Below are 22,568 nucleotides of genomic sequence, written 5' to 3' on the forward strand. Positions count from 1 at the left end.
TGCGGCGCGAGTTCGCGCACGCCCGATCAGCCGCTCCCGCGCGGGGTCTAGATCGCTTGGCGTTGTCGGCCGGCGATGAGCCCGTAGACGAACAGCACGATGATCGCGCCCACGACCGCACCGATCAGTCCCGCGCCTTCTTCGGCACGATACCAGCCGAGCGCCTGCCCGAGGTAAGTCGCAACGAAGGCGCCGATGATCCCGAGGATGGTCGTCAGGATGAAGCCGGACGGCTCGTTGTCGCCAGGCATGATGAACTTCGCGATCACGCCGGCGACGAAGCCGATCATGATTGTCCAGAGAACACTCATTTCCACACCTCTTTCCAGGTTAAGCGGCGGCGATTATGCGGCAGGCAGGTGTCCGTCCGGCGTGTACTTGTCGACCGCCGAGGGCAATTCCCGGGATAGCCTTGTGAGGATCTCGTCTTGCGAGAGTCCCGTCTGCTGTTCGAGCTTCTCCAGCACGTCGGAGCCGATGGCATTCCTCAGCTCAGGCGACGAAATTTCCTTGTTGGGTCCAGGCTTGACCCATGAATCGGCGACCTCACCCTGGCCGTTCTGGTTGAACCGCTCCAGGAGCTCGCCAATGCCTCCATTGAGCAGACCCCCGATCCCGCCGGCGCCGAGCATGCCGCCCAGATTGCCGAGCACTCCTCCAGGCGGCTGCTGGCCGCCCGGGGACGAGCCGCCGGTCGCACCTTTCAGCAGCTCAGCCAACTTGTCGCGATTCTGATAGCCAGCCATCGCCAGCATCGCCAGAAGGGCAGTCATGGAGGGCATCCCGCGGCTCATTGGCTAACTCCTTCAAAATCTCAGAAACGCAAAACTGTCTCAGCCCGCTTGTGTTCCAAAAATCGGCAAATCGCGGACTCTCGACCGCGCGGCCCGGCCTGGTCGCCCGACACGGAGAACTTTGCGTGCAACGGCTCCTGGCGTGCGCCGGCGACGCACAGGTGGCGGACCGCCTTGATTGCGATTACGATCCGATCAAAAGAATGGCCGGGATCGCTCAAGCTTCCCAGAAGCGGGAGTTGCGATCAGGCCAGGCCAAGCATGGGTGGGATCGTCATGACCGGGGACCGGGCAGGGGACTATCGAATTCTGCATGAAGCGGCGCTGCGGGATTATCTGGCAGGCCTTCCTGATATCGCCGCACTCCTGGGCGGCGAGCCGGCCTCCTGGGAGATCACCGAGGTCGGCGACGGCAACCTCAATCTCGTCTTCATCATGAAGGGCGCAAGCGGCGGCGTCGCCGTCAAGCAGGCGCTGCCTTATGTGCGCCTCGTCGGCGAAAGCTGGCCGCTGCCGCTGTCGCGGGCCCATTACGAATATCTGGCTCTGTCCCGGCAGGCCCAGCTCGCGCCCGGCCTCGTGCCGGCTTTGCTGCATCACAACGAGGCCCTGGCGCTGACGGTGATGGAGCTGCTCGAACCCCACATCATCATGCGCAAGGGGCTGGTTGCGGGAACGCAATATCCAGGCTTCGTCGGTGACATCACCACCTTCATGGCGCGGACGCTGTTCTTCACCTCCGACCTCGCGCTGTCCGCGGCCGAGAAGAAGGAGGGCATCGCCGCGTTCGCCGGCAACCATGCGCTCTGCAAGATCACCGAGGATCTGATCTTCACCGATCCCTACCGCATCGCCGAACAGAACCGCTGGACAGCGCCGTATCTCGATGCGCTCGCTGCAAGCCTGCGTGATGACATGGAGCTGCATGTTGCGATCTCCCGGCTGAAGCTGAAGTTCATGGCAAGCCCCGAGGCGCTGCTCCATGGCGACCTCCACACCGGCTCGATCATGGTGACGGACCGCCAGACGCGGGTGATCGATCCGGAATTTGCGTTCTATGGTCCGATGGGGTTCGACGTCGGCGCCGTGCTCGCCAACCTCTTGATGGCCTATTTCGCCTCCGCCGGGCACGAGCGTGCACCGGGCGAGCGGGCCGCATTCGAGGCCTGGGTGCTGGCCACGGTCGAAACGGTCTGGAACGAGTTCGCCCGAAAGTTCCTCGACCTCTGGCGGGTGGAGGGCACTGGCGACGCCTATCCGGTCTCACTCTTCGCCGGCGAGCGGGGCGCGGCGCGCCTGGAGGGCGAGCGGCAGGCCTACATGCAGCGCCTGTTCGCCGACACCGTCGGCTTCGCTGCCGCAAAAACCATCCGCCGCATCTTCGGTCTCGCCCACAACATCGATTTCGAGCTGATCGAGGACGCGAAGAAGCGCGCCATCAGCGAGGCCCGCGCGGTGCGGCTCGCACGGGCGATGATGGTGGAGGCGGGGACGTTTCGGACGATCGCCGACGTTACGGGTGCTGCGCGAAAACTGCGGGACTGGCAGCCGGAGCTAACGGACTGACAGGGCTTTGTGGCGAGGAGCGCGCTCCGCGCTCACAATGACAATGCCGGGCAACGGGCGCAGCTGTTTCATCGTCACCCTGAGGTGCCGGAGCGTAGCGAGGGCCTCGAAGGGCGACAGCCCGGCTGCATCGCGGCCGTTCATCCTTCGAGGCTCAGCACGCGCTGCGTTCGCATCGCATGCTTCGCACCTCAGGATGACGGTCCAAGACGCCAGCGCGCCCTCAATACAGCCGCATCGGAAGCGGGGCACCGTCCGGTCCAACCAGCAGACCCCAGGTCTCGTTGGCCGCGACCTCGAACTCCCGCTTCTGCGCCGCGGTGCCTTTGAGCTTGAGGGTGACCTTGTACTTGCCCGGCGGCAGATCAATTTTCTGGCTATCAGGCAATTTGTCCGCGACGGCATCGGAATCCATCAGGTTCTCTCCGGCGTGAGCCGCCAGTCTGATGGTTCGCTCATTGACGGTGATGTCGGCCGCTTCATCCGTCTCGTTGCCGAGCAAGAACATCACTTGTCCCGGTGACGGCCGGATTTTGGCCGTGGCGGCCAACGGCTTGCGCAGCGCAAGGTCGGCGATCGTTGTGTTGTCCTGACGGACGAGCCGGAGCAGCGCCGGACCATCTGACGTCGTGAAGGCGACAACGGCCCTGTCTGGCTCGACGACCGCACCGTCGTTCTCGGTCCAGCCGCGATTTTCGAGTGCAGCGCGATAGAAGCCGAGCACGGCCGCAAGACCGAGCGGCGTCTCGACGTGAGCCGACCTCATGAAGGGCGAATTCTTCGCGGTCATCAGGGCCCAACGGTCGACCAGCGGCAGGCCCATGTCGTCGGACATTTTGGCCTCGAATGTCCGGCTCGTGGCATGTGTCAGAAGCCCGATAGTGCCGCAGAGCAGGCGCTCGCCAAGATAGTCCGGGGCGCAACGGCTCCTGAGTGCCCACCATGTATCGTCGACAAACCCGTTTGACCGCTTGGTGTGGGACCAATTGATTTGAATGTTTTTCGTCGCGCCGTCGCGGGCAGGGTCCAGCGTGACGGGGATCGCCATCGCCGCTGTCGCGGCGACGAGACTGCCGGCGAGTAGGATACCTAGCGTTCGGCGGGTCATTTTTTCCGCGATCCTTGTTTTCCGCGATCCTTGAGGCTCAGATAACGATCCTGAGCTTGGTCGCGTCGATCACGAAAAATGTTCACTGTTCCCGTTACTCGATGACGCACCGCGTCAATCGGCAGCTTGCATTGCTACGCGGATGCAACCGGCCCCGAGGGCGTCGTCGAAGAGCCACCTTTCGGAACTGGCATCGGCCTCCACCAAAAACGAAGCTTGCGTTCGACGGGCTACGAATGATCAAATCTCTGATCGGAATACCTGCGTTGGTGGGGGACACATGATGTTCAGGATGATGGCGATCGTCGCGGGCTTGGGACTGGCGCTCGCCGGATCAGCTGAGGCCCAGACGCCGCGCAAGGGCGGAACCATCCGCATGACGGCGCCCTATGGCTCGAGTTTCACCAGCCTGGACATTCACACCACGCAGCGCGCCCAGGACGAGATCTACGCCAAGGCCCTGCATCGCTCGCTCTACATCTGGAATTCCGCTGAGGGCAAACCGGTCCTGGAGCTTGCCAAGGAGGATGTTGTCTCGGGCGGGGGCCTCGTTCACACCTTCAAGCTGCGCGACGACGCCTATTTCCACAATGGCCGCAAGATGACGGCCGACGACGTCATCTGGTCCTACACCCGCATCATGGACGGCACCAAGGCCTATCCAGGCGCGCGGTTTGTCCGCGTGATCGAGGGCGCTGCCGCGGTCGAGAAGGGTCAGGCCAAGGAGATCTCCGGGCTGAAGAAGATCGACGACTTCACCGTTGAGATGAAGCTGACCGAGAACGTCGATCCCGGCTTCTACTTCTTCACCGCGCTGACCTCGATCTATCCCGCCGACGAGGGCGCCAAGGAGAGCTTCATCCAGAAGCCGATCGGTCTCGGGCCCTTCAAGTTCGTCGAGCATGTGCCGGGATCGCGCATCGTTCTGGAGCGGTGGGACCGGTTCTACAAGCCCGGCAAGCCCTATGCCGACAAGATCGTCGTGTCGATCATGGCCGAGGCCGCTGCGCGCGACGTCGCCTTCCGCAACAAGGAGGTCGACACCTCCGTGCTCGGGCCCGCGCAATATGTGGCCTACCAATCCGACGCCAATCTCAAGGGCACCATCGTCGAGGTCGCCGAGGTCTTCACGCGCTACATGGGGATGAATCCCTCATTCAAGCCGTTTGCCGACAAGCGCGTCAGGCAGGCGATCAACTACGCGATCGACACCGACCTGATCATCAACAAGCTGGTCAAGGGCAAGGCCTATCGCGCCACCAGCTGGCTGCCGCTGACCTCGCCCGCCTACGATAAGGCGATGAAGCCGTACGCTTACGATCCCGCCAAGGCCAAGCAGCTGCTCAACGACGCTGGCTATCCCAACGGCTTCGAATTCGAATGGACCACCAGCCAGAATGAAAGCTGGGGCCTGCCGATCGTCTCGGCGGTGATCCCGATGCTGGACAAGGTCGGCATCAAGGCGAAGGTCAAGCAGGTCGAGACCGCGGTGCTGGCGGAGGTGGTTCGCAGCGGCGACTACCAGGCCTTCATCTATTCCCAGGCGAGCGGCCCGGATCCGCTGGCGGCCCTCAAATGCTTCCACTCGTCGACGCCGCAGCCGGCCTGCAACTACATGACCTACAAGAACGCCGAGTTCGACAGGATCGTCGACGAGGCCGGGCAGGCCGACGACGCTGCAAAGCGCACCCAGCTTCTGCAAAAGGCCAATGCGCTGCTCTACGAGGAGGCTCCGGTCTGGTTCTTCAACTACAACAAGGCGGTCATGGCGGTGCAGCCGTGGCTCAAGGGGATTCAGCTGAACGCGACGGAGCTGACCCATCAGAACGTCGAAGACCTCTGGGTCGACGAGACCTCGCCCGCGAAGTGACATGCGCTCTCGCGCTCCCTCCGTCGTAGCGAACGATGGAGGGAGAGAGGAAAAGTGCCGATGCTCTCCTTCCTGTTCCGTCGCCTGCTGCAGACCATTCCGACCGTGCTTGCCGTCGTGCTGCTGGTCTTTGTGCTGTTCAGCGTCGTTCCCGGCAGCATCGTCTCCTCCATGAGCGACGACAGCGATCCGCAGGTCGAGCTGCGCATGAAGAAGCAGCTCGGCCTCGACGATCCCATTTACGTGCGTTTCGGTGCCTACATTGCCAAGCTCGCGACCGGTGATTTCGGCACCTCGTTCCGGACCCGCGAGCCCGTCACGACCATGATCGCCAAGCGGGCTTGGCCGACGCTGCAACTGATCTTCGCAGCCATGGCGTTCTCGGTCGTGATCGGTGTGCCGCTTGGCTTCATCGCAGCGCTGCGACCGGGCGGAATCGTCGATACGCTTGCCATGGTCGTCGCGGTATCGGGCCTTTCCATCGCCAAATTCTGGCTCGGACTTGTTCTGATGTACCTGTTCGCGTTGAAGCTCGGCTGGCTGCCGAGTTTCGGCTATGGTGACGGCGGACTGAAATATCTATTGCTGCCGGCCGTGACCCTCGGCGTCTCGCCGATGGCGCTGTTTGCCCGGACGACGCGCGCCGCGGTCCTCGAGATCATGACCGCCGATTTCGTCCGCACCGCGCGCTCCAAGGGCATGAGCGAGACGCGGTTGGTGAAGTGGCATGTCATGCGCAACGCGCTCGTCATCATTCTCACCACCGTCGGCCTGCAATTCGGCGCGCTGATGGGGCAGGCGGTCGTGGTCGAGAAGCTGTTCTCGTGGCCGGGCATCGGCTCATTGCTGGTCGACAGTGTCCTGCAGCGCGACATTCCGGCGGTCCAGGGCTCCATTCTCGTGGTGGTGCTGGCCTTTCTCGCGATCAATCTGCTGATCGATGTGCTCTACGGCGTGATCGATCCCAGGATCCGCTACGCATGAAGCTCCGCGCCAATCTCGTCATCGGCGGAGCGCTGTTCGCGCTGGCGATCCTGGTCGGCTTGCTCGCGCCCTGGCTGGCGCACACCGACCCCGTGCTCGACGCCAACCTCATGAACGCGGAGGAGCCCCCGAGCTGGACCTGGTGGTTCGGGACCGACGACCAGGGCCGCGACATCTATTCCCGCGTCGTGTACGGCGCGCGGGTCTCGCTGACGGTCGGCATCATCTCGCAGCTCATCAACAGCGTCATCGGCGTGGCCTTGGGGCTGAGCGCCGGCTATTTTGGCGGCTGGTGGGACGATGTCGTCAACGCCCTGACCAATCTCATGCTCGCGATCCCCTCGCTGATCTTCGCGCTGGCGATCATGGCGGTGCTCGGCCCCGGCCTGACCAGCCTGCTGATCGCGCTCGGGCTGACCAACTGGTCCTTCACGTGCCGGATCGCGCGAGCCTCGGCGCTGTCGCTGAGGAGCCAGGGTTATGTGCAGGCTGCGACCGTGCTCGGCTACGGCGATTTGCGTATCATGACCACGCAGCTGCTGCCGAACATGCTGGGCCCCATCATCGTCATCGGCACGCTGGGCATGGGCAGCGCGGTGTTGTCCGAAGCCGCATTGTCGTTCCTCGGCCTCGGCGTCCGTCCACCGTTTCCCAGCTGGGGCAGCATGCTGTCGGAGGCCCGCGAGCAGATCACGACGGCGCCATGGCTCTCGGTGTTTCCGGGCCTTGCCATCTTCCTGACGGTGCTTGGCCTCAACCTGCTCGGCGATGGCCTGCGCGACATTCTCGATCCCCAATCGCGGAGCCGGCGGACATGACCGGCGCGCCGCTGATCGCAGTCGAGGATTTGCGCATAGATCTCGACGACGGATCGAGGCGCGTCGCGGCGGCCGAGGGCGTTTCGTTCCGCATCGACCGCGGCGAGACGTTCGGCCTCGTCGGCGAATCCGGTTGCGGCAAGAGCATCACGGCGCTCGCCTTGATCGGGCTGTTGCGACCGCCGCTCTCGATCGGCGGCGGCGTCATCCGGTTCGAGGGACAGGAGATCCAGCACCTTTCGGCGGCCAAACAGCGGGAGCTGCGCGGCAATCGGATCGCCATGATCTTCCAGGAGCCGATGACGGCGCTGAACCCGGTCTCGCCCGTGGGCCGGCAGATCGCCGAGATGTTCGTGCTGCACAAGGGCAAGAGCTGGCGGGAGGCGAGCCGGCTGGCGGTCGAGGCTCTGGCGAGCGTCCGCGTCCCCGCGCCCGAGCGACGTGTCCACGATTACCCGCACCAGCTCTCCGGCGGCATGCGACAGCGCGTGATGATCGCGATTGCGCTCGCCTGCGGTCCGGATCTCCTGATCGCCGACGAGCCGACCACGGCGCTCGACGTCACCGTGCAGGCCGAGATCATCGAGCTGATGCGGAATTTGTGCGCCGAGCGTGGAACGGCCATCCTGATGATCAGCCACGATCTCGGCCTGGTCGCAAACGTCTGCCGCCGCGTCGCCGTGATGTATGCCGGCCGCATCGTCGAGGAGCGCGGCTCAGCCGACATCTTCCGCGCGCCGTCGCATCCCTATACGCAAGGCCTGGTCGCCTCGCTGCCGAGGCTCGGCAGCCGCGCTGCACTCGGCCGCACCAGGCTCAAGGAGATCGCAGGCGTCGTCCCGGCCATCACGAATTTCCCGGATGGCTGCCGGTTCAACCCGCGTTGCGTGCAAGCGAGCGAGATCTGCCGGACAGTCGTGCCGCAGACGGACTGGCTGAAAGCCGGCGGTCTGGTCAGGTGCCATCACCATGCATGAGCCGCAAGACATGCTGGGTGAGCGGAGGCCGGACGATGACCTGATCCTCAGCGTTAGGGATCTCGCGGTTCACTTTCCGCTCGGTGGCGGCCTGCTGGGCCGCGGCAAGCGGATGCTCCGGGCCGTCGATGGCGTCGATCTCACGCTGAAGCGCGGCGAATGCCTCGGCCTCGTCGGCGAGTCCGGCTCCGGCAAGTCGACGGTCGCATTGTCGATCCTTGGCCTGCTGACGCCGACGCGCGGCCGCATCGTGCTGGACGGGCAGGTCGTGAGGAGCAGGCAATCCGGCGATCGGAAGGCGTTGGCCCGCACCGTGCAGATGGTGTTTCAGGACCCTTACGCCTCGCTCAATCCGCGCCAGACCGTGCGTCGCACGTTAGAGGATCCCCTGCGGGTGCACGGTGTCACCGCGAAAAGCGAGATCGAGGACCGCGTCGCGACCATGCTGCGGCATGTCGGCCTCCGGCCGGAGCAGGCGGGTCGCTACCCGCATGAATTCTCCGGTGGCCAGCGCCAGCGCATCGGCATTGCCCGCGCCCTGATCCTCAACCCCAAAATCGTCATCTGCGACGAGCCGGTCTCGGCGCTCGACGTCTCGATCCGCGCCCAGATCATCAACCTGCTGCTGGAACTGAAGGACACGCTCGGCCTGTCCTACATCATGATCAGCCACGATCTCGGCGTCGTCGAGCACATGAGCGACCGCGTCGCCGTGATGTATCTCGGCCGCATCGTCGAGAACGGCCACTGGCGCGAGATCTTCGAACGGCCGGCGCACCCCTATACGCAGGCCCTGATCGCCGCCATCCCGGATCCCTTGCGCCACGCCCCGCTGGCGACCACCGGCGGCGACCTTCCCAACCCGCTCAATCCGCCGAACGGATGCGCCTTCAGCCCAAGATGCCGTTATGCGGAGGCGGTGTGCCGGCAAGAGCCGGGGCCTGTGCTGGAGATGCGCGCCGATGGGCACGCAGTGCGCTGCTGGCGGGCCGATGAGATCGGCGCAGCGAGCCTTGCCCTATCACCGTCACCCTGAGGTGGCCGCTCCTTCAGCGGCCCTCGAAGGGCGACCGCCCGGCTGCCCACCTCGGCCGTTCATCCTTCGAGGCTCGCATGCGATGCTTTCGCATCGCCTGCTCCGCACCTCAGGATGACGGGTCCTCGCACGACATTTCACTTCAGCCCGGCCAACACGACGTCGCGGATCACGCGGATCGGCGGCATCCATTGCCGTTCGTCGGCGTAATTTCCGCAGGTGATGGCGACCACGATGCCGAGGTCGGGCATCGCGAACAGCCGCTGGCCGCCATAGCCAAAGCCGCCGACCCAATGCGTGATCGGGCGGTTCGGCGGCTGGCCGTACTGCAGATCGCCGCTGTACCAGAAATAGCCGTAGCGGCGCTGCTCGTCGCAGGGGACGTAGGGCTGGAACGATTTCGCCAGCCAGTCCGTCGAGACGATCTGACGCCCGTCCCATTGCCCGCGGTTGAGGATCAATTGCCCGATGCGCGCGAGATCGCGCGGCGTCATACGCAGGCCGGATGCGGGCGCGGGCTGCCCGTTGAATCCCTTGGTCCATTCGGTCGGACCGATTCCGAGGGGATCGAACAGGTTCGTGCGTGCAAAATCCGGCAGCGACTGGCCGGTGCCTTTCACCAGGAGTTGTCCGATCAGTTCGGTGCCCGCCGCGCCGTAGATCCAGCGCGCGCCGGGATCGGAGATGAAGGGACGGCTGAAGATGTAGCGCAGGCGATCGGGCGACTTCTCCATCTGAATTTCGCTGTTGTTCGGGTCCTGGTAGGGAATGTCCTCGTTCCAGTCGAACCCTAGCGTCATGGTGAGCGCGTGCGCGACGGTCAGGCGCTGGAGACGGGGATCGGTCGCGGCGTCGGCGCATTCGGGGAATTGCGCGATCAGCTTCTGCTCGGGCGCGGGCACCTTGCCCTGATCGAGCGCGATCCCATAGAGCAGGCCGAGAATGCTCTTCGTCACCGAGCGCAGGTCGTGCAGCGTGTCGGGGCCGAATGTAACGCGGCCGAGAGGGGTGCCCCAGACTTCGTCCTCGCCGGCGAAATAGCGTTCGAGCACGAGCTTGCCCATGCGCGTGACGACGACACCATGCAGGCCCCAGGCGCGCTTGTCCGCAATCGCCTTGTCGAGCCGCTCATCGAGGTCGGACGCAAAGCCCGCATCGGACGGGGGGATCGGTCCCCACGCGAAGGGCGCTGAGGCAAGCGGGCCTGTCGTCAAGAGAAGCGCTCCTGCACCCGCTAGGGCAGCGCGACGATCGATGACAGCCATTCGGGTGCTCGCTCCACGGGGCACGCGATCGGTGCCATGACGGAGTTGTGCTCCTGCTTTGCCCGACGTGTCAAACGTCAGCGCGGTGGCATTCACGCAATTGCAGTTTGGTAAGCGGCTGAACTTCCTCACAGTTTCTACTGTGCATGGGGTTGTTTTCGCAGTTTTTACTTCGAGCTCCGTCTACTCCGCCGTCTTCTCCCTCAAGCGCTGCGCGTAGACGTTGATGACCAGCGCCGCCAAGAGGATCAGGCCGCGGATCAGGATCTTCAGGAAGCTGTCGATGTTGACGTGGTCGAGGCCGTTGTTGAGAACACCGAGAACGAAAAGCCCGACGATGGTGTTGCCGATGCCGCCGCGGCCGCCGAACAGGCTGGTGCCGCCGACGACGACGGCGGCGATGGAGTCGAGCAGGTAGGTGTCGAACTCGTTCTGCTGTGCGCTGCCGAAATGGGCTACGCCCAGCATGCCGCCGATGCCGGAGCAGACCGCCGAGATCACCATCACCGCACCCAGGATGAGCTTGACGTTGAGGCCGGCATATTCGGCCGCCTCGCGGTTGCCCCCGACCATGTAGACGTAGCGGCCGAAGCGCGTGTAGGTCAGCACCAGATGGCCGCCGAGCAGCATCAGCGCGGCGATGATGACGAGCCAGGGGATGCCGCCGATCGAGCCCGAGCCGAGCGTGGTGATCAGGCTGGGCACCTTGTAGGCGATCTGGCCGCGCACCAGCAGCGCGGAGATGCCGGCGGCGATCTGCATCATCGCCAGCGTCATGATGAAGGAGGGGATGCCGATCACGGTCAGCCCCAGCGCGTTGACGAGGCCGAGCAGGGCGCAGAGCAGGATCGACAGGATGATCGCGACCGCGCCGGGCAGCGGAATGTTGGCGATGTTGACGTAGGATTCCTGCAGCGTGAAGTAGGCGACCGCGATGCCGGTGACGTTGGCGATGCTGGCGATCGAGAGGTCGATCTCGGCGCAGAGGATCACGAAGGTGAGGCCGACCGCGATGATGCCCGTGACCGACACCTGCGTGAGGATGTTGCCGAGATTGTCGAGCGTCGCGAAGGAGGGGCTTGCGAAGGCGAAGAAGCCGGACAGGAAGATCAGGGTCAGGAACGGGGCGATGTTGCGCATCTGCGAGCGCAGGAAGGGCGCAACGCCTCGCGCCCGCTGCCCCGCCGCCAAAGCCGTTTCGCTGCTCATGTGCTTCTCCGTCACGCCGCTTCCAGCAGGCGGTCCTTGCTGACCGGCTCGTTCTTGAATTCCCGCACCAGTGCTCCGCGCTTGAGCACGAGGATGCGATCGGCCAGCGACAGCACCGTTTCGGGCTCGGTCGACAGCACGATGATCGCAAGGCCCTTGGCGCGGAGGTCGCGGACGATGTTGATGACGTCGTTCTTGGCGCCGACATCCATGCCGCGGGTCGGCTCGCACAGCACCAGCAGCTTGGGCGGGTAGGTCAGCCATTTTGCCAGCGCCACCTTCTGCTGGTTGCCGCCGGAGAGCATGCCGAGGTCGAGGCCGACCACCGGCGGCCGGATCTGCAACTGCTCGACCTGGCGCTGCGCGATGTCGCGCTCCTGTGCCGGCTTGAGCAGCAGCGCCGAGATGCGGTCGAGAATGCTGATCGAGATGTTCTTGTAGACCGGCTCCTGATGAAACAGCATGTCGCGCCGGCTCTCGGGCACCAGCGCCACGCCGGCGCGCCGCGCCGCCGCCGTGCTGGCAAAGGTCTTGGGCGTGCCTTCGACGAGAAGCGTGCCGCCATCAGGCCTCAGCTTGCCGAACAGGATGCGCGACAGCTCCTGCTGGCCGCAGCCCATGAAGCCGTAGATACCGAGCACCTCGCCGGCCCTGGCTTCGAAGGAGATGTCCTTCAGGCTGCGCGCGAGCGAAAGCTGATCGACCTTCAGGACCACCGAGCTGTCGCTCGGCTGCGGCAGCATCAGGTCGTCGGTGTAGCTGTGCTCGAGCGCTTCGCCGCCGCGGCCGATCATGGCCTCGATCAGCGCGCCCTTGGTGGTGGCCGAGGCTGCCGTCTCGGCAACTTTCCGCCCGTTGCGGAACACGGTCACCGTGTCGGACACAAGCAGGATGTCCTCGATGAAATGCGAGATGAAGACGATGCTGGTGCCTTCTTCGCGCAATCGGCGGAGCGTTGCGAACAGGCGCTCGACCTCCGGCGGGGAGAGGGCGGAGGTCGGCTCGTCCAGGATGACGATGCGGGCGCCGGAGAACAGCACGCGGGCGATCTCGATCAGCTGCTGCAGTCCGATGGGCAGGTCGCCGAGCCGCGACATCGGATCGACGTCGATGCCGAAGCGGGCAAGCTGCTCGCCGGCCTCGCGCGCCATGCGCCGCCATTGCACGAAGCCAAGGGCGTTGGTCGGCTGATTGCCCAGGAACACGTTCTCGGCGACCGTGAGATCAGGCGCGACGCTGAGCTCCTGATGCACCATGGCGATGCCGGCTGCATGCGCATCGCGCGCCGAGCGGAAATGCGTCTCCGCCCCGTCGATCAGGAAGCGGCCGGAGAACTCGGTGTGCACGCCGGCGATGATCTTCATCAGCGTGCTTTTTCCCGCGCCGTTCTCGCCGACCAGACCATGGATCTCGCCGGGATGAAGCGCGAAGTCGACACCACGAAGCGCTTCGACGCCGCCGAAGCTCTTCGTGATGCCCTGCAGTTCAAGGATGGGCGAACGCACCTCGGGCATGAAAGTTCAGATCAGGAAGTGATCCTGCATCCACTGCATCCCGGCGGCATTGGCCTTGGTCACCACCGGGCCGTCGGTGACGACGTTCTTGGGAATGCCCTGGCCGCTCTTCTCGCCGCCGACCACGGCGGAGACGCCCGCGATGATGGCGCCGCCATGGATGCGGCAGGAGGGATTGCGGACGGTCGCGAACATGCGGCCTTCGCTCACCGCCTGGATTGCCGGCGGCATGGCATCGACGCCGCCGATCAGGATGTTGGTGCGGCCTCGCGCCTTCATGATGTTGGCCGCCGCGAGCGCCATGTCGTCATTGTGGAAGAACGCCGCATCGATCTGCGGGTACTTGGTCAGATATGTTTCCCAGAGGCGCGCGGTCTTGGAGACGTCCCAGTCGGCGGGCTGGGTGTCGAGCACCTCGATGCCGGGGAATTGCTTCACTGTGTTGGTGAAGCCCTTGGCTCTTCCTTGCGCGCCTGTATGTCCGAGCGCGCCCTGCGTCATGATGATCTTGCCCTTGCCGCCCATCGCGTTGCACAGCGCCTGGGTCACCGAGGCGCCCATGAACTCGTTGTCGGGAGCGAGGAAGGAGTGGACGTTGATCTGGTCGAGCGGCGCAATCAGCGTGTCCATGTCGATCACGGGCGTGCCGGCATCGATCATCTTCTGCACGGGCTGGGTGAGGGTGCCGATGCCGAAGGCCTGGATCGCGACGAAGTCCCATTTCTGCGAGGCCATGTTGTCGATTGCCGCGCGCTGCTTCACGGCGTCGAGCTGGCCGTCGAACCAGGTGACTTCGACGTTGAACAGCTTGCCCCAGAATTCGGCGGCCTGCTTGCCTTGGGCGCACCAGGTGGCCTGAAGGCCCGCATTGGAGAAGGCGGCCTTCAGCGGCTTCTCGCTTCGCCCCACTTCTGCGGCTAGCGCTGGATTTATGCCCATGCTGCCGAGAAGGGCAGCTCCGGCGCCGGCGGTCGCTGCCGCCTGAAGAAGATCGCGCCTCGTCGTCGAGAAATCTTTCGTCCCGGACATCGCTCGCTCCCATAAATTTTATCGTCGGCGCGTCATTGATTGCGCAACCGATGTCGAAAGTGTCTCACAAGAGTTGATGCCACTCAATCTGCAATCACACGCGCCGTCGCAGCAAGCCGCGTTGGTGCAGCGCAAAGCGTCAGGCGGTCGTGCCCGCGAATGCGTCGATGTCGACGAGCAATGTGTCCCAGGCTTGCGCGATCTCGATTGACCATTCAGCGCCGAGCAGATCGCGCAGCGTGTCCCTGATGACAGTGAAGAAGGCGGTGAATAGCTGGCGCGACGTGCCATAGGCGTCGTGCGAGGCAACCTCGCAGGCAATCAGCCGGAAATGCCCATGACGCATCCCGGCGAAATCGAGAATCGCCTCGATCGTCAGCGCGAGCATCGATCCCTTCACGAGGTCACCGCCCTCCGAGCGGAACATCGCCTGCGTTTCGGGATGCTCGTCGAACAGGCGCTGGTAGACGAGGGGCGTGAGATCCGCGCAGCGCGAGGCCGCGAGCTCAAAGCTGAGTTCGACCGGATTGGAGGACATATTCATCGGCGAAAGTGCCATGCGGACAAAAAAAGAGCGGGGCCCTGGCCCCGCTCAAAAATTGTGTCGACCCTATTATCCCCGATTCTAAGATTTGCTCTTGATTGACGGGGCGACGCTGCGTTTTGCGCGCCAGGGGCTCCTCCCGAGACTTGGACCACCAGACTTCGACCTCACGGCCAGCCTGAGCAAGGGGGATGCTAGATCAACTTTTCTCACTTGTCATCATTTTCGGCAACGAATGTTCAAAATTCGAGCAATAGACGAAATGATCGGGCTTTTGGCCCCGCAAGTATATGACAAATATAAGAAATCTGTGGATGTCGGGCCGATTGATTTGCCTCAAGCGCCCACGCTCGGTGCCGTGCTGGGGTACCGCGGCCACAGTTTTCGCCAAATTTGTGCTGGGCCAAGAAGGCGGCGGAACTGACCTCGACTTGGGGGCGGCACGGTGTTTAGTTGGTGGACGAACAGACGGTTCGGCGGATGCGCGCGCGGCTACAGAAATTCCTACCCTTGGTCCTGCTCGCCCTGGCGATGCAGGTGCTGGCGCCGATTGCCGCGTGCTGGGCGACCGGCCGGGCCGTTGCCGATCCGCTGTCTGCCGGCGTCATCTGCCACAGTGCGAGCGAGCAGGGCGGCCTCGACGATCGGACGGGGACCCCGGCCGCGCATGCCGGTGCGTGCGCCCTGTGCTGCCTGGCGCAGGCGGGCGCGTCGCTCGATTCGCCGACGCACGCGGGACTCTCGATTCCCTTCCGCCATGCCGCGCGCGTGGTGTGGCAGCCGGCGGATGCGTCGGCCATCAGCGCTCACAAGGGTTCGAGCGCCCAGGCGCGCGCGCCACCTCAATTCTCCTGACGTAGCGACAAACCGAACCGTTGGCGCGCGCCGTTGCCGCCGATGGCGTGCTCAATGAGACCGGCCGAGGTGCCGGATGTCAGGAATTCAAGAGATGTTACGCATTCGTGCGATGGGGCGCGCCGGCTTGCCCGTGCTTTTCGGACTGGTGTCCCCGATCGATTCAGACGCGCTCGCCCAGGCTGCCTCGGAAGCGATTCCCGCAGTGACGGTCGAGGCGCCCAAGACGTCCCGTCCCAAACCAATCACCCGGCCAACGCGGCTGCGCTCCGCTTCGGCGGCGCGCGCAGCGAGGCCGGTCGCGCCGGTCGCGATCGATGGCGCCCAGGGGCAGAACAACACGATGTCCGCCGGCGCAGTGCGGGCCGGTCTCAATCAGGCGCCGGCCGGCCAGACCGCGACGACCATCGATCGCAGCCAGTTCGACAACCGCCCGTCGTTTTCGGTCAGCGACGTCCTGCGGGACAGTCCGGGCATTTCGATCAAGCAGGGTAATGGCCCGCGCGATTTTGGCATCTCGATTCGCGGATCCAACGCCCGGAACGGTTTCGGCATCCGCAATCTCGTGATCTTCGACGACGGTTTCCCCGTTACGCAGCCGGACGGCCTGTCGCGCAGCGACCTGATCGACCCCCACGCCTATGGTGCGATCGACGTGATCCGCGGCCCCTCGTCGGCGCTCTACGGCAATTACGCGACCGGCGGCGCGCTCAATTTTCGCACACGGCCGGGCGGCACGATCGACGGCGTCGAATACGGCGTCGACGGCAGCAGCTACGGCTATCTCAACAATTACCTGGCGGCCGGCAAGAAGGTCGGGAATTTCGAGGGCTCGCTGTTCGCAAGCGACACACGAGGCGACGGCTATATCGGCAATAGCTGGTTCAATACGCAGACCGTCAACTTCCTCGGCACGCTCAAGGCGACGCCGGACGACCGTTTCACGGTCAAGATCATCAACAACGATCTCAGCGCGCGGCTGCCGCTTCGCTCCACGCTGAACCAATATTATCAAAATCCCTTCCAGCAGGGATGTGCGACCGGTGCCACGGCAGCGCCCGGATGCGGTACGGTCAGGCTGTTCAACAATGGCTTCAACGCGACCGCCGGAACCGATACGGAGACGGCCGCGCAGGCCGGGCTCGGCCGCAACGACCGCCGAACAATCGTCGGCGGCCGGTGGGAGCACGATTTCGACAACACCACGACCTGGCGCAACCAGTTCGTGTTCGACGATCGGAACATCAGCCAGCCAACTGGCTCCACCAGCTCGATCGGCGACTTCCCGTCGTACAACTACATGAGTGATCTGACCAAGCGCGGAGAGATTCTCGGCCTGGAATCCACTGCGTTCTTCGGCGCCTTCTACAATACCCTGACGGCGTCGAGCGACACACGAAACGTGATGCCGGGAGGCAACGCGACACTCGGTAGGTTGTCGAGCAATCTCTACAGCGAGACGACCAATTATGGTGTTCGTGCCAGGGAAGAGCTCAAGCTTACGTCGTCGCTAACGGCCGTTGCGGGTATCGGTTGGGAGACGACCTTGCTCAAGGGCACCAATACTGCCTATTCGTACGCTGGTCCAACCGGCATCACCACGACAACGCCGACGACCGCGGACAGGCAGTTTCAAAACACTGCACCAGAGTTGGCGCTGCTCTACAATCTCAATAACGAATGGCTGTTCCGGGCACGCGTTGCCACGGGGTATGGCACTCCGCAGGTCTCGAATCTCTTCGTCGCTCAGACGGGACTATCGGGCAACAATACGCAGCTCCAAGCCCAGAAGAATCTTGGCTACGATCTCGGTTTCGATTGGACGCCGAACAGCGCGCTCAAGCTCAGCGCGACTGGCTTTTACGAGTTCTTCCGGAACGAGATCGTCAACCAGGCGACATCGGTCGCGGGTGTAAACTATTCGTTCAACGCGCCGCGCTCGGAACATCGCGGCATCGAGCTTGCCGCCGATTGGAAGTTCTATCCGGGCTGGCGGTTCATGGCGGCGTACACCTATCTCGACGAGGTCTACACCGAATATGTCGAGAACATCACCAATGGCGCCGTCTTCAGCTTCAACCGGGCCGGCAACAAAATTCCCGGTATCTCGCCCAACGAGCTGACGGCTCGAATTGGCTACGACGAGTTCGCCGGGCCGCTGGCAGGCCTCGGCGGCTTCGTCGAGGTCCAGTGGAAGGACTCTTTCTACATGGACAATGCCAATCTGCTGAAGGCGCCGGGCTACGAACTGGTCAATGTGAATGTCCACTACAAGACCGACTTGGTGTCCGACACCTTCAGGTCACTCAATCTGTTTCTCGAAGTCAGGAACGTATTCGATCGCACCTATGTTGCGTCCGCAAACAACATCGCAAACACGGTGACGGCCGCCGGCCTGCAAATTCCAGGGAGCACGCTCGCAAGCACGGCGCCTGGATCGATCTATGCGGGCTCGCCACGCCTGTTCGTTGCAGGTATGAAGGTGGCCTTCAAATGATCCGGGCTCTCGAAGGGAATAGGGCCATGATCCGAACTGGCTTGCTCGCGATAGCTGCTCTCGCATGCCTGCAAAGCGCGGCGCTGGGGCAGATGCGTGCCCCGCATGTGTCCGAGGCGGCGTGTGAGGAGCCGACGCTACGCTGTGCGACCAAGGCGACGCCTGCATTCGGTCCGGACGGCACGCTGTGGCTGGTCTGGATGGCGGGAGGGCAGGTCTCGGTCGCGAGTTCTCAGGATGCAGGCCATACCTTCTCCACCCCAACGCAGGTCACGACGAAGCGGCTGAACCTCGATTGGGGACCGGATGCGCGGCCGAAGATCGTGGTCGATCGCAACGGCGGCATCGCGCTCGCGTTCTCGACCTTCAGGGACGAGGCCTTCAACGGTCAGGTGCTCTATACGCGCTCGGCCGACGGCGGCAGGAGCTTTGCCGAGCTGAAGCCCATCACCGCCAACAACGAGAGCCAGCGGTTTGAGGCGTTGGCGCTCGATCAGGATGGGACGGTGTTCGCGGCCTGGCTCGACAAGCGCAATCGCATTTTTGCGAAGGAAGCGGGACAGAAGTACGAGGGAGCCGGGCTGTTCTTCACTTCGTCCAGCGACGGCGGCACCACCTACGCAGAAGCGAAGCTGGCGCGTGAGGGCACCTGCGAATGCTGCCGGTTGGGACTCGCACTCGCTGCGCCCGGGCGGCCGGTCGCGATCTTCAGGAACATTTTTGAGGGCGGCGTGCGCGACCACGCGGTGATGACCTTCACGGACGTCACGACGCCAGGCGAAATCCGTCGGGTCAGCAATGACGACTGGCAGATCAACGCCTGTCCGCACCACGGGCCGAGCCTCACCGTTGCCCCGAACGGAACCTATCACGTCGCCTGGTACACCAACGGGAAGGCGCGGAAAGGGCTATTCTACGCCCACTCGCGCGACGAGGGCCGCACGTTCTCTTCGCCGATGGCGCTGGGGCGGCCGGATCGTAATCCGACGCGCCCCTTCGTGCTCGCGGGCGCGGCGGGCACGGTGATGGTCTGGAAGGAGTTCGACGGTGAAAAGACCTCGGTCCAGATGACGGTCTCCCGCGACGATGGCGAGACGTGGTCGGCGCCGAAGGCGATATCGAGCACGACCGACACCTCCGATCACCCTGTGCTGGTCTCCAACGGCAAGCAGACCTACCTGTCATGGATGACGAAGGCGGACGGCTATCGCCTCACAGCAATCGAGGACCAACCATGAGACGTCGATTTGCACGCATTCTGGGCCTTTGCATCCTGGTCGCATCGGCGACTGCGCTCGCAGCGCCGCCGACTCTCAAGCCGTTCGAACGCGGCAGCTGGCAAGGCGTCCTAAAGGGGCATACTGGGCGTCCGACGCTCGTGCATTTCTGGGGCGTGACCTGTGGCCCGTGCAAGGTCGAGCTGCCGCTGCTCGGGCGGTTTGCAAAGGACCATCCGGAGATCGACGTGGTCACGATCAGCGCCGATCTCGTGCCGAACCTGCCGGCCGCCACGCAATCGATGCTCGACAAGGCCGGGCTCTCGTCGACCGAGAACTTCGTCTTCAACGATGGCTTCGTCGAGCGCTTGCGGTTCGAGATCGATCCGGCTTGGCAGGGCGACATCCCCAGGACCATGCTCATCTCTCCGGAAGGCACCATCACGACGATTGAAGGCTCGGCCGAGATTGCCGATCTCGAAAAGTGGTCGGCGCAACAACTCTCCAAACACTGAAGTAGTCTGCAAAGGGAATACCGATATGAAGACAATCTCGAAGAACGTGCTGCTCGCCGCGTTCGCTCTTGCGATCTCCGCAGCCCCGGCGGTCGCCGACGACGTCAAGGCCGGCGATCTCGTCATCTCGCAGGCGTGGAGCCGGGCGACGCCGGGCGGCGCCAAGGTCGCCGGCGGCTATCTGACCATCGAGAACAAGGGCACGGCGGCCGACAGGCTGGTCAGCGTGTCCGCCGATATCGCGGGGAAGAGCGAGATCCACGAGATGGCGATGGACAACGGCGTGATGAAGATGCGGCCGCTCGACAAGGGGCTCGCCATCGATCCCGGCAAGACCGTGAAGCTCGCGCCCGGCGGCAATCATCTGATGCTCCAGGAGCTCAAGGGCGCGTTCAAGCAGGGCGACAAGGTTCCGGTGACGCTGCAATTCGAGAAGGCCGGCAAAGTCGCGGTATCCCTCGACGTCCAGGGCGTCGGCGCGCAGGCGCCTGGCGATGCCGGGCATTCAGGTCATATGGACATGAAGAAAATGCCGGATCACTCGGGAATGAAGATGAAATGAGACTGATCTGGACTCTCGGGAGACCGAACATGTCGAAGCAATCCTGCCTGATCCTAGTTGCCGCGATCGCCGCCTCGCCCGCGGCGGCGCACGTGTCGATCGAGACCAAGCAAGCCACGGTCGGCACGTCTTACAAGGCCGTCTTCACCGTGCCGCATGGCTGCGCGGGCTCGCCGACGGTGAAGGTCCGGGTGCAAATTCCGGAAGGGGTGATCGCGGTGAAGCCGATGCCGAAGGCGGGCTGGAATGTCGATGTCGTCGAGGGCAAATATGCCGGGGAATACGACTATCACGGCAACAAGCTCTCCTCCGGCGTCAAGGAGGTCGCGTGGTCCGGTGGCAAGCTGCCGGACAAGAACTATGACGAGTTCGTCCTCAGCACGTTCCTTACCGACAGCCTGAAGCCGAACACGGTGCTGTACTTCCCCGTCGTTCAGGAATGCGAGGCCGGCGTCAGCCGCTGGATCGAAATTCCGGCGGCGGGGGCAGGGCATTCACATGAGGGCAAGTCCGAGGGCAAGTCCGAGGGTAAGTCGCCGGCGCCGGGCGTGAAACTTTTGCCAAAACCCTGATGCGCCTGCTCGCCGCGCTTGCGACGCTGCTCCTCGTTGCCGGCTTCGCAAGCGGTGCGTCGGCGCATGCGGCGCTGGTCTCGGTCGAGCCGGCGAGCGGCAGCATGCTCAAGGCCGCGCCCAAGGCGGTGGAACTGCGCTTCAACGAGGCGGTGACGCCGGGCGCGATCCGGCTGATCGATGGTGCGGGCAGGGCGCGGGACGATGCGCGCGTCAGCGCATCAGGCGAGACGATTTCGGTCATGATGCCGGTGGATCTGCCTGAGGGCACCGCGGTCGTCAGCTATCGCGTGATCTCGCAGGACGGCCATCCCGTCACCGGATCGGTGATCTTCTCGATCGGCATGCCGACGACGACGAAGCCTCCCGCCGCGGTGGACGGTGGGTTGAACGTGTTGATCTGGCTGACGCGCGTCGGCCTTTACGTCGGGCTGTTCATTGGCGTCGGCGGCGTGTTCTTCGCGCGCTGGGTTGCGTGGTCGATGACCGGCATGGCGGTCCCGCGCATGGCGCTCGCCCTCGGCCTCCCGAGCGCGGTGGCGTCCCTTGGCGCGTTGGGCCTCGATCTCCTTGGGCTGCCGCCATCTGCTCTTGCGACCGCTGGTCCCTGGAAGGTCGCATTTGCGACCAGTGCAGGCCCTGCCTTGCTGGTTGCCCTCGCAGCGATGCTGTTCGCGTTGATGGCGCTGCGGAGCGCATGGTACGCGCGCGCCCTTGCGATGATCGCATTCATCGGCGTCGGTTTGTCGCTCGCCATGACCGGGCACGCCGCAACGGCACCGCCCGAGGCGTTGACGCGGCCGGCGATCTTTCTCCATGGCCTCGGCGTTGCCTTCTGGATCGGCGCGCTGGCCCCGCTCGTCGCGCTGGTGTCGCGGCCGACGATTGCGACGCTCCCGATCGTGAACCGCTTTTCCCGCATTGCTGCGCTCGCGGTCGGCGTGCTGGCCTTGACCGGCCTCACACTCGCGATCGTGCAGCTTGAAAAGCCGGCAGCGCTGGTCGAGTCCCGCTACGGGCTGATCCTCTCGGTCAAGCTCGTTCTGGTCACGGGATTGCTGGCGCTGGCCGCGCTCAATCGGTTCCGGCTGACTCCGGCTCCGGCGCGGAACGAGAAAGGGACGCCCGCGCTCAAGCGCTCGATCGTGCTGGAAAGTGCTATTGCTCTCGCCATCCTGGCCGTGGTCGCCGGCTGGCGCTTCACACCGCCGCCGCGGACGATCGTGCCGGAGACGCCGTTGGCGATCCACATCCACAGCGACAAGGCGATGTTCCAGGTCCTGGTCTCGCCGGGCAAGGCGGGGACCAATGATGTCGTGCTCCAGCTCATGACCGGCGAAGGGACGCCGCTGGCGGCCAAGGAGGTGACGTTGACCCTGAGCCTGCCCGAGCGCGGCATCGAGCCGATGGAGCGAAGGGCCTCGCTCGGGCCCGACGGCTACTGGCACGTGCGCAAAGTCGAGCTGCCCTTTGTAGGCCGCTGGCACGTACGGATCGACGCGCTGGTGACCGACTTCGAGCAGATCACGCTCGAAGATGAACTCGATGTCACGGAACGATAAGATGCAGCTCCGGCCGAACCTGAAGTCCGACGGAAAAATGACAGGAATTCCGCTGCGTTAGCGGCTTTTCCTCA

21 protein-coding genes are annotated in these 22,568 nt (G+C 64.2%); 13 read left to right on the forward strand and 8 right to left on the reverse strand.

The window, feature by feature from the left end; translation table 11 throughout:
• Window positions 1-47 precede the first annotated feature (47 nt).
• Together AABA86_RS19355 and AABA86_RS19360 are read right to left on the reverse strand one after the other, a co-directional pair.
• Entirely contained in the window at window positions 48-311 is a 264-nt protein-coding gene (locus AABA86_RS19355) for a GlsB/YeaQ/YmgE family stress response membrane protein (RefSeq protein WP_338307944.1), read from the reverse strand.
• A gap of 33 nt (window positions 312-344) precedes the next feature.
• Window positions 345-794, reverse strand: a complete 450-nt coding sequence (locus tag AABA86_RS19360) for a YidB family protein (RefSeq protein ID WP_338307945.1) — start codon at window positions 792-794, stop codon at window positions 345-347.
• A 276-nt stretch (window positions 795-1,070) separates the two neighbouring features.
• Here AABA86_RS19360 and mtnK point away from each other — a divergent pair, with 276 nt between their 5' ends.
• Window positions 1,071-2,360, forward strand: a complete 1,290-nt coding sequence (mtnK, locus tag AABA86_RS19365) for an S-methyl-5-thioribose kinase (protein WP_338307946.1) — start codon at window positions 1,071-1,073, stop codon at window positions 2,358-2,360.
• A gap of 223 nt (window positions 2,361-2,583) precedes the next feature.
• Here the strand turns inward: mtnK and AABA86_RS19370 are convergent, their stop codons facing one another.
• On the reverse strand, window positions 2,584-3,195 hold the full coding sequence (locus tag AABA86_RS19370; protein WP_338307948.1) for a hypothetical protein: 612 nt from the start codon (window positions 3,193-3,195) through the stop codon (window positions 2,584-2,586).
• A 553-nt stretch (window positions 3,196-3,748) separates the two neighbouring features.
• On the opposite strand from AABA86_RS19370, the gene AABA86_RS19375 reads away from it, so the two are divergent.
• Genes AABA86_RS19375 through AABA86_RS19395 form a run of 5 tightly spaced genes read left to right on the forward strand, consistent with a single transcriptional unit; the run spans window position 3,749 to window position 9,153 of the window.
• Window positions 3,749-5,338, forward strand: coding sequence for an ABC transporter substrate-binding protein (locus tag AABA86_RS19375; protein ID WP_212250868.1), 1,590 nt, complete (start codon window positions 3,749-3,751; stop codon window positions 5,336-5,338).
• A 60-nt stretch (window positions 5,339-5,398) separates the two neighbouring features.
• The gene (locus tag AABA86_RS19380) at window positions 5,399-6,322 is read left to right on the forward strand and encodes an ABC transporter permease (RefSeq protein WP_338308187.1); all 924 of its coding nucleotides are present in this window, start codon (window positions 5,399-5,401) and stop codon (window positions 6,320-6,322) included.
• Window positions 6,319-7,140: an ABC transporter permease gene (locus AABA86_RS19385; RefSeq protein WP_338307950.1), complete on the forward strand. Its 822-nt coding sequence runs from the start codon at window positions 6,319-6,321 to the stop codon at window positions 7,138-7,140. The genes AABA86_RS19380 and AABA86_RS19385 overlap by 4 nt, the downstream gene beginning before the upstream one ends.
• Complete coding sequence (locus tag AABA86_RS19390) at window positions 7,137-8,117, forward strand: ABC transporter ATP-binding protein (RefSeq protein ID WP_338307951.1); 981 nt, start codon at window positions 7,137-7,139, stop codon at window positions 8,115-8,117. Before AABA86_RS19385 ends, AABA86_RS19390 begins: the two co-directional genes overlap by 4 nt.
• Window positions 8,110-9,153, forward strand: coding sequence for an ABC transporter ATP-binding protein (locus tag AABA86_RS19395; protein WP_338307952.1), 1,044 nt, complete (start codon window positions 8,110-8,112; stop codon window positions 9,151-9,153). Before AABA86_RS19390 ends, AABA86_RS19395 begins: the two co-directional genes overlap by 8 nt.
• Before the next feature lie 137 nt (window positions 9,154-9,290).
• On the opposite strand, the gene AABA86_RS19400 is transcribed toward AABA86_RS19395, so the two are convergent.
• The 5 genes from AABA86_RS19400 to AABA86_RS19420 all read right to left on the reverse strand — a co-directional run bounded on the left by AABA86_RS19400 (window position 9,291) and on the right by AABA86_RS19420 (window position 14,714).
• Window positions 9,291-10,367 (reverse strand): serine hydrolase domain-containing protein, encoded by a 1,077-nt coding sequence (locus AABA86_RS19400; RefSeq protein ID WP_338307954.1) that lies wholly within the window; start codon window positions 10,365-10,367, stop codon window positions 9,291-9,293.
• A gap of 234 nt (window positions 10,368-10,601) precedes the next feature.
• Window positions 10,602-11,627, reverse strand: a complete 1,026-nt coding sequence (locus tag AABA86_RS19405) for an ABC transporter permease (RefSeq protein ID WP_212250873.1) — start codon at window positions 11,625-11,627, stop codon at window positions 10,602-10,604.
• 11 nt (window positions 11,628-11,638) lie between these two features.
• Window positions 11,639-13,141, reverse strand: a complete 1,503-nt coding sequence (locus tag AABA86_RS19410; protein WP_338307955.1) for a sugar ABC transporter ATP-binding protein — start codon at window positions 13,139-13,141, stop codon at window positions 11,639-11,641.
• 6 nt (window positions 13,142-13,147) lie between these two features.
• Window positions 13,148-14,170 (reverse strand): sugar ABC transporter substrate-binding protein, encoded by a 1,023-nt coding sequence (locus AABA86_RS19415; protein WP_018320172.1) that lies wholly within the window; start codon window positions 14,168-14,170, stop codon window positions 13,148-13,150.
• Between the two features lie 139 nt (window positions 14,171-14,309).
• Window positions 14,310-14,714: a globin gene (locus AABA86_RS19420; RefSeq protein WP_338307956.1), complete on the reverse strand. Its 405-nt coding sequence runs from the start codon at window positions 14,712-14,714 to the stop codon at window positions 14,310-14,312.
• Window positions 14,715-15,194: 480 nt separating this feature from the next.
• Between AABA86_RS19420 and AABA86_RS19425 the strand changes: the two genes are divergently transcribed.
• The 7 genes from AABA86_RS19425 to AABA86_RS19455 all read left to right on the forward strand — a co-directional run bounded on the left by AABA86_RS19425 (window position 15,195) and on the right by AABA86_RS19455 (window position 22,494).
• Entirely contained in the window at window positions 15,195-15,569 is a 375-nt protein-coding gene (locus AABA86_RS19425; RefSeq protein ID WP_338308189.1) for a DUF2946 family protein, read from the forward strand.
• A gap of 343 nt (window positions 15,570-15,912) precedes the next feature.
• Window positions 15,913-18,066 (forward strand): TonB-dependent receptor family protein, encoded by a 2,154-nt coding sequence (locus AABA86_RS19430; RefSeq protein ID WP_445083473.1) that lies wholly within the window; start codon window positions 15,913-15,915, stop codon window positions 18,064-18,066.
• Between the two features lie 26 nt (window positions 18,067-18,092).
• Window positions 18,093-19,304, forward strand: coding sequence for a sialidase family protein (locus AABA86_RS19435; RefSeq protein WP_338307958.1), 1,212 nt, complete (start codon window positions 18,093-18,095; stop codon window positions 19,302-19,304).
• Window positions 19,301-19,798 carry a TlpA family protein disulfide reductase gene (locus AABA86_RS19440; RefSeq protein ID WP_338307959.1) on the forward strand — a complete coding sequence of 166 codons (498 nt, stop codon included), beginning with the start codon at window positions 19,301-19,303 and terminating at the stop codon, window positions 19,796-19,798. Before AABA86_RS19435 ends, AABA86_RS19440 begins: the two co-directional genes overlap by 4 nt.
• Before the next feature lie 25 nt (window positions 19,799-19,823).
• Entirely contained in the window at window positions 19,824-20,360 is a 537-nt protein-coding gene (locus AABA86_RS19445) for a copper chaperone PCu(A)C (RefSeq protein WP_338307960.1), read from the forward strand.
• A 29-nt stretch (window positions 20,361-20,389) separates the two neighbouring features.
• A complete protein-coding gene (locus AABA86_RS19450) occupies window positions 20,390-20,932 on the forward strand; it encodes a YcnI family copper-binding membrane protein (protein WP_338307961.1) in 543 nt (180 codons plus the stop codon).
• Complete coding sequence (locus AABA86_RS19455; protein ID WP_338307962.1) at window positions 20,932-22,494, forward strand: copper resistance CopC/CopD family protein; 1,563 nt, start codon at window positions 20,932-20,934, stop codon at window positions 22,492-22,494. The genes AABA86_RS19450 and AABA86_RS19455 overlap by 1 nt, the downstream gene beginning before the upstream one ends.
• Window positions 22,495-22,568: the final 74 nt, after the last annotated feature.

Source organism: Bradyrhizobium sp. TM233, assembly GCF_036247965.1.
Classification (GTDB): domain Bacteria; phylum Pseudomonadota; class Alphaproteobacteria; order Rhizobiales; family Xanthobacteraceae; genus Bradyrhizobium; species Bradyrhizobium ottawaense.

What these genes read in the sequence shown, in the direction of transcription:
- AABA86_RS19405 (WP_212250873.1), bottom strand. Translation starts at nt 11,627, where the DNA reads ATGAGCAGCGAAACGGCTTTGGCGGCGGGGCAGCGGGCGCGAGGCGTT.
- AABA86_RS19380 (WP_338308187.1), top strand. Translation starts at nt 5,399, where the DNA reads ATGCTCTCCTTCCTGTTCCGTCGCCTGCTGCAGACCATTCCGACCGTG.
- AABA86_RS19430 (WP_445083473.1), top strand. Translation starts at nt 15,913, where the DNA reads ATGTCCGCCGGCGCAGTGCGGGCCGGTCTCAATCAGGCGCCGGCCGGC.
- AABA86_RS19370 (WP_338307948.1), bottom strand. Translation starts at nt 3,195, where the DNA reads ATGTCCGACGACATGGGCCTGCCGCTGGTCGACCGTTGGGCCCTGATG.
- AABA86_RS19415 (WP_018320172.1), bottom strand. Translation starts at nt 14,170, where the DNA reads ATGTCCGGGACGAAAGATTTCTCGACGACGAGGCGCGATCTTCTTCAG.
- AABA86_RS19395 (WP_338307952.1), top strand. Translation starts at nt 8,110, where the DNA reads ATGCATGAGCCGCAAGACATGCTGGGTGAGCGGAGGCCGGACGATGAC.
- AABA86_RS19355 (WP_338307944.1), bottom strand. Translation starts at nt 311, where the DNA reads ATGAGTGTTCTCTGGACAATCATGATCGGCTTCGTCGCCGGCGTGATC.
- AABA86_RS19385 (WP_338307950.1), top strand. Translation starts at nt 6,319, where the DNA reads ATGAAGCTCCGCGCCAATCTCGTCATCGGCGGAGCGCTGTTCGCGCTG.
- AABA86_RS19360 (WP_338307945.1), bottom strand. Translation starts at nt 794, where the DNA reads ATGAGCCGCGGGATGCCCTCCATGACTGCCCTTCTGGCGATGCTGGCG.
- AABA86_RS19440 (WP_338307959.1), top strand. Translation starts at nt 19,301, where the DNA reads ATGAGACGTCGATTTGCACGCATTCTGGGCCTTTGCATCCTGGTCGCA.
- AABA86_RS19445 (WP_338307960.1), top strand. Translation starts at nt 19,824, where the DNA reads ATGAAGACAATCTCGAAGAACGTGCTGCTCGCCGCGTTCGCTCTTGCG.
- AABA86_RS19375 (WP_212250868.1), top strand. Translation starts at nt 3,749, where the DNA reads ATGATGTTCAGGATGATGGCGATCGTCGCGGGCTTGGGACTGGCGCTC.
- mtnK (WP_338307946.1), top strand. Translation starts at nt 1,071, where the DNA reads ATGACCGGGGACCGGGCAGGGGACTATCGAATTCTGCATGAAGCGGCG.
- AABA86_RS19435 (WP_338307958.1), top strand. Translation starts at nt 18,093, where the DNA reads ATGATCCGAACTGGCTTGCTCGCGATAGCTGCTCTCGCATGCCTGCAA.
- AABA86_RS19390 (WP_338307951.1), top strand. Translation starts at nt 7,137, where the DNA reads ATGACCGGCGCGCCGCTGATCGCAGTCGAGGATTTGCGCATAGATCTC.
- AABA86_RS19420 (WP_338307956.1), bottom strand. Translation starts at nt 14,714, where the DNA reads ATGAATATGTCCTCCAATCCGGTCGAACTCAGCTTTGAGCTCGCGGCC.
- AABA86_RS19450 (WP_338307961.1), top strand. Translation starts at nt 20,390, where the DNA reads ATGTCGAAGCAATCCTGCCTGATCCTAGTTGCCGCGATCGCCGCCTCG.
- AABA86_RS19425 (WP_338308189.1), top strand. Translation starts at nt 15,195, where the DNA reads ATGCGCGCGCGGCTACAGAAATTCCTACCCTTGGTCCTGCTCGCCCTG.
- AABA86_RS19455 (WP_338307962.1), top strand. Translation starts at nt 20,932, where the DNA reads ATGCGCCTGCTCGCCGCGCTTGCGACGCTGCTCCTCGTTGCCGGCTTC.
- AABA86_RS19410 (WP_338307955.1), bottom strand. Translation starts at nt 13,141, where the DNA reads ATGCCCGAGGTGCGTTCGCCCATCCTTGAACTGCAGGGCATCACGAAG.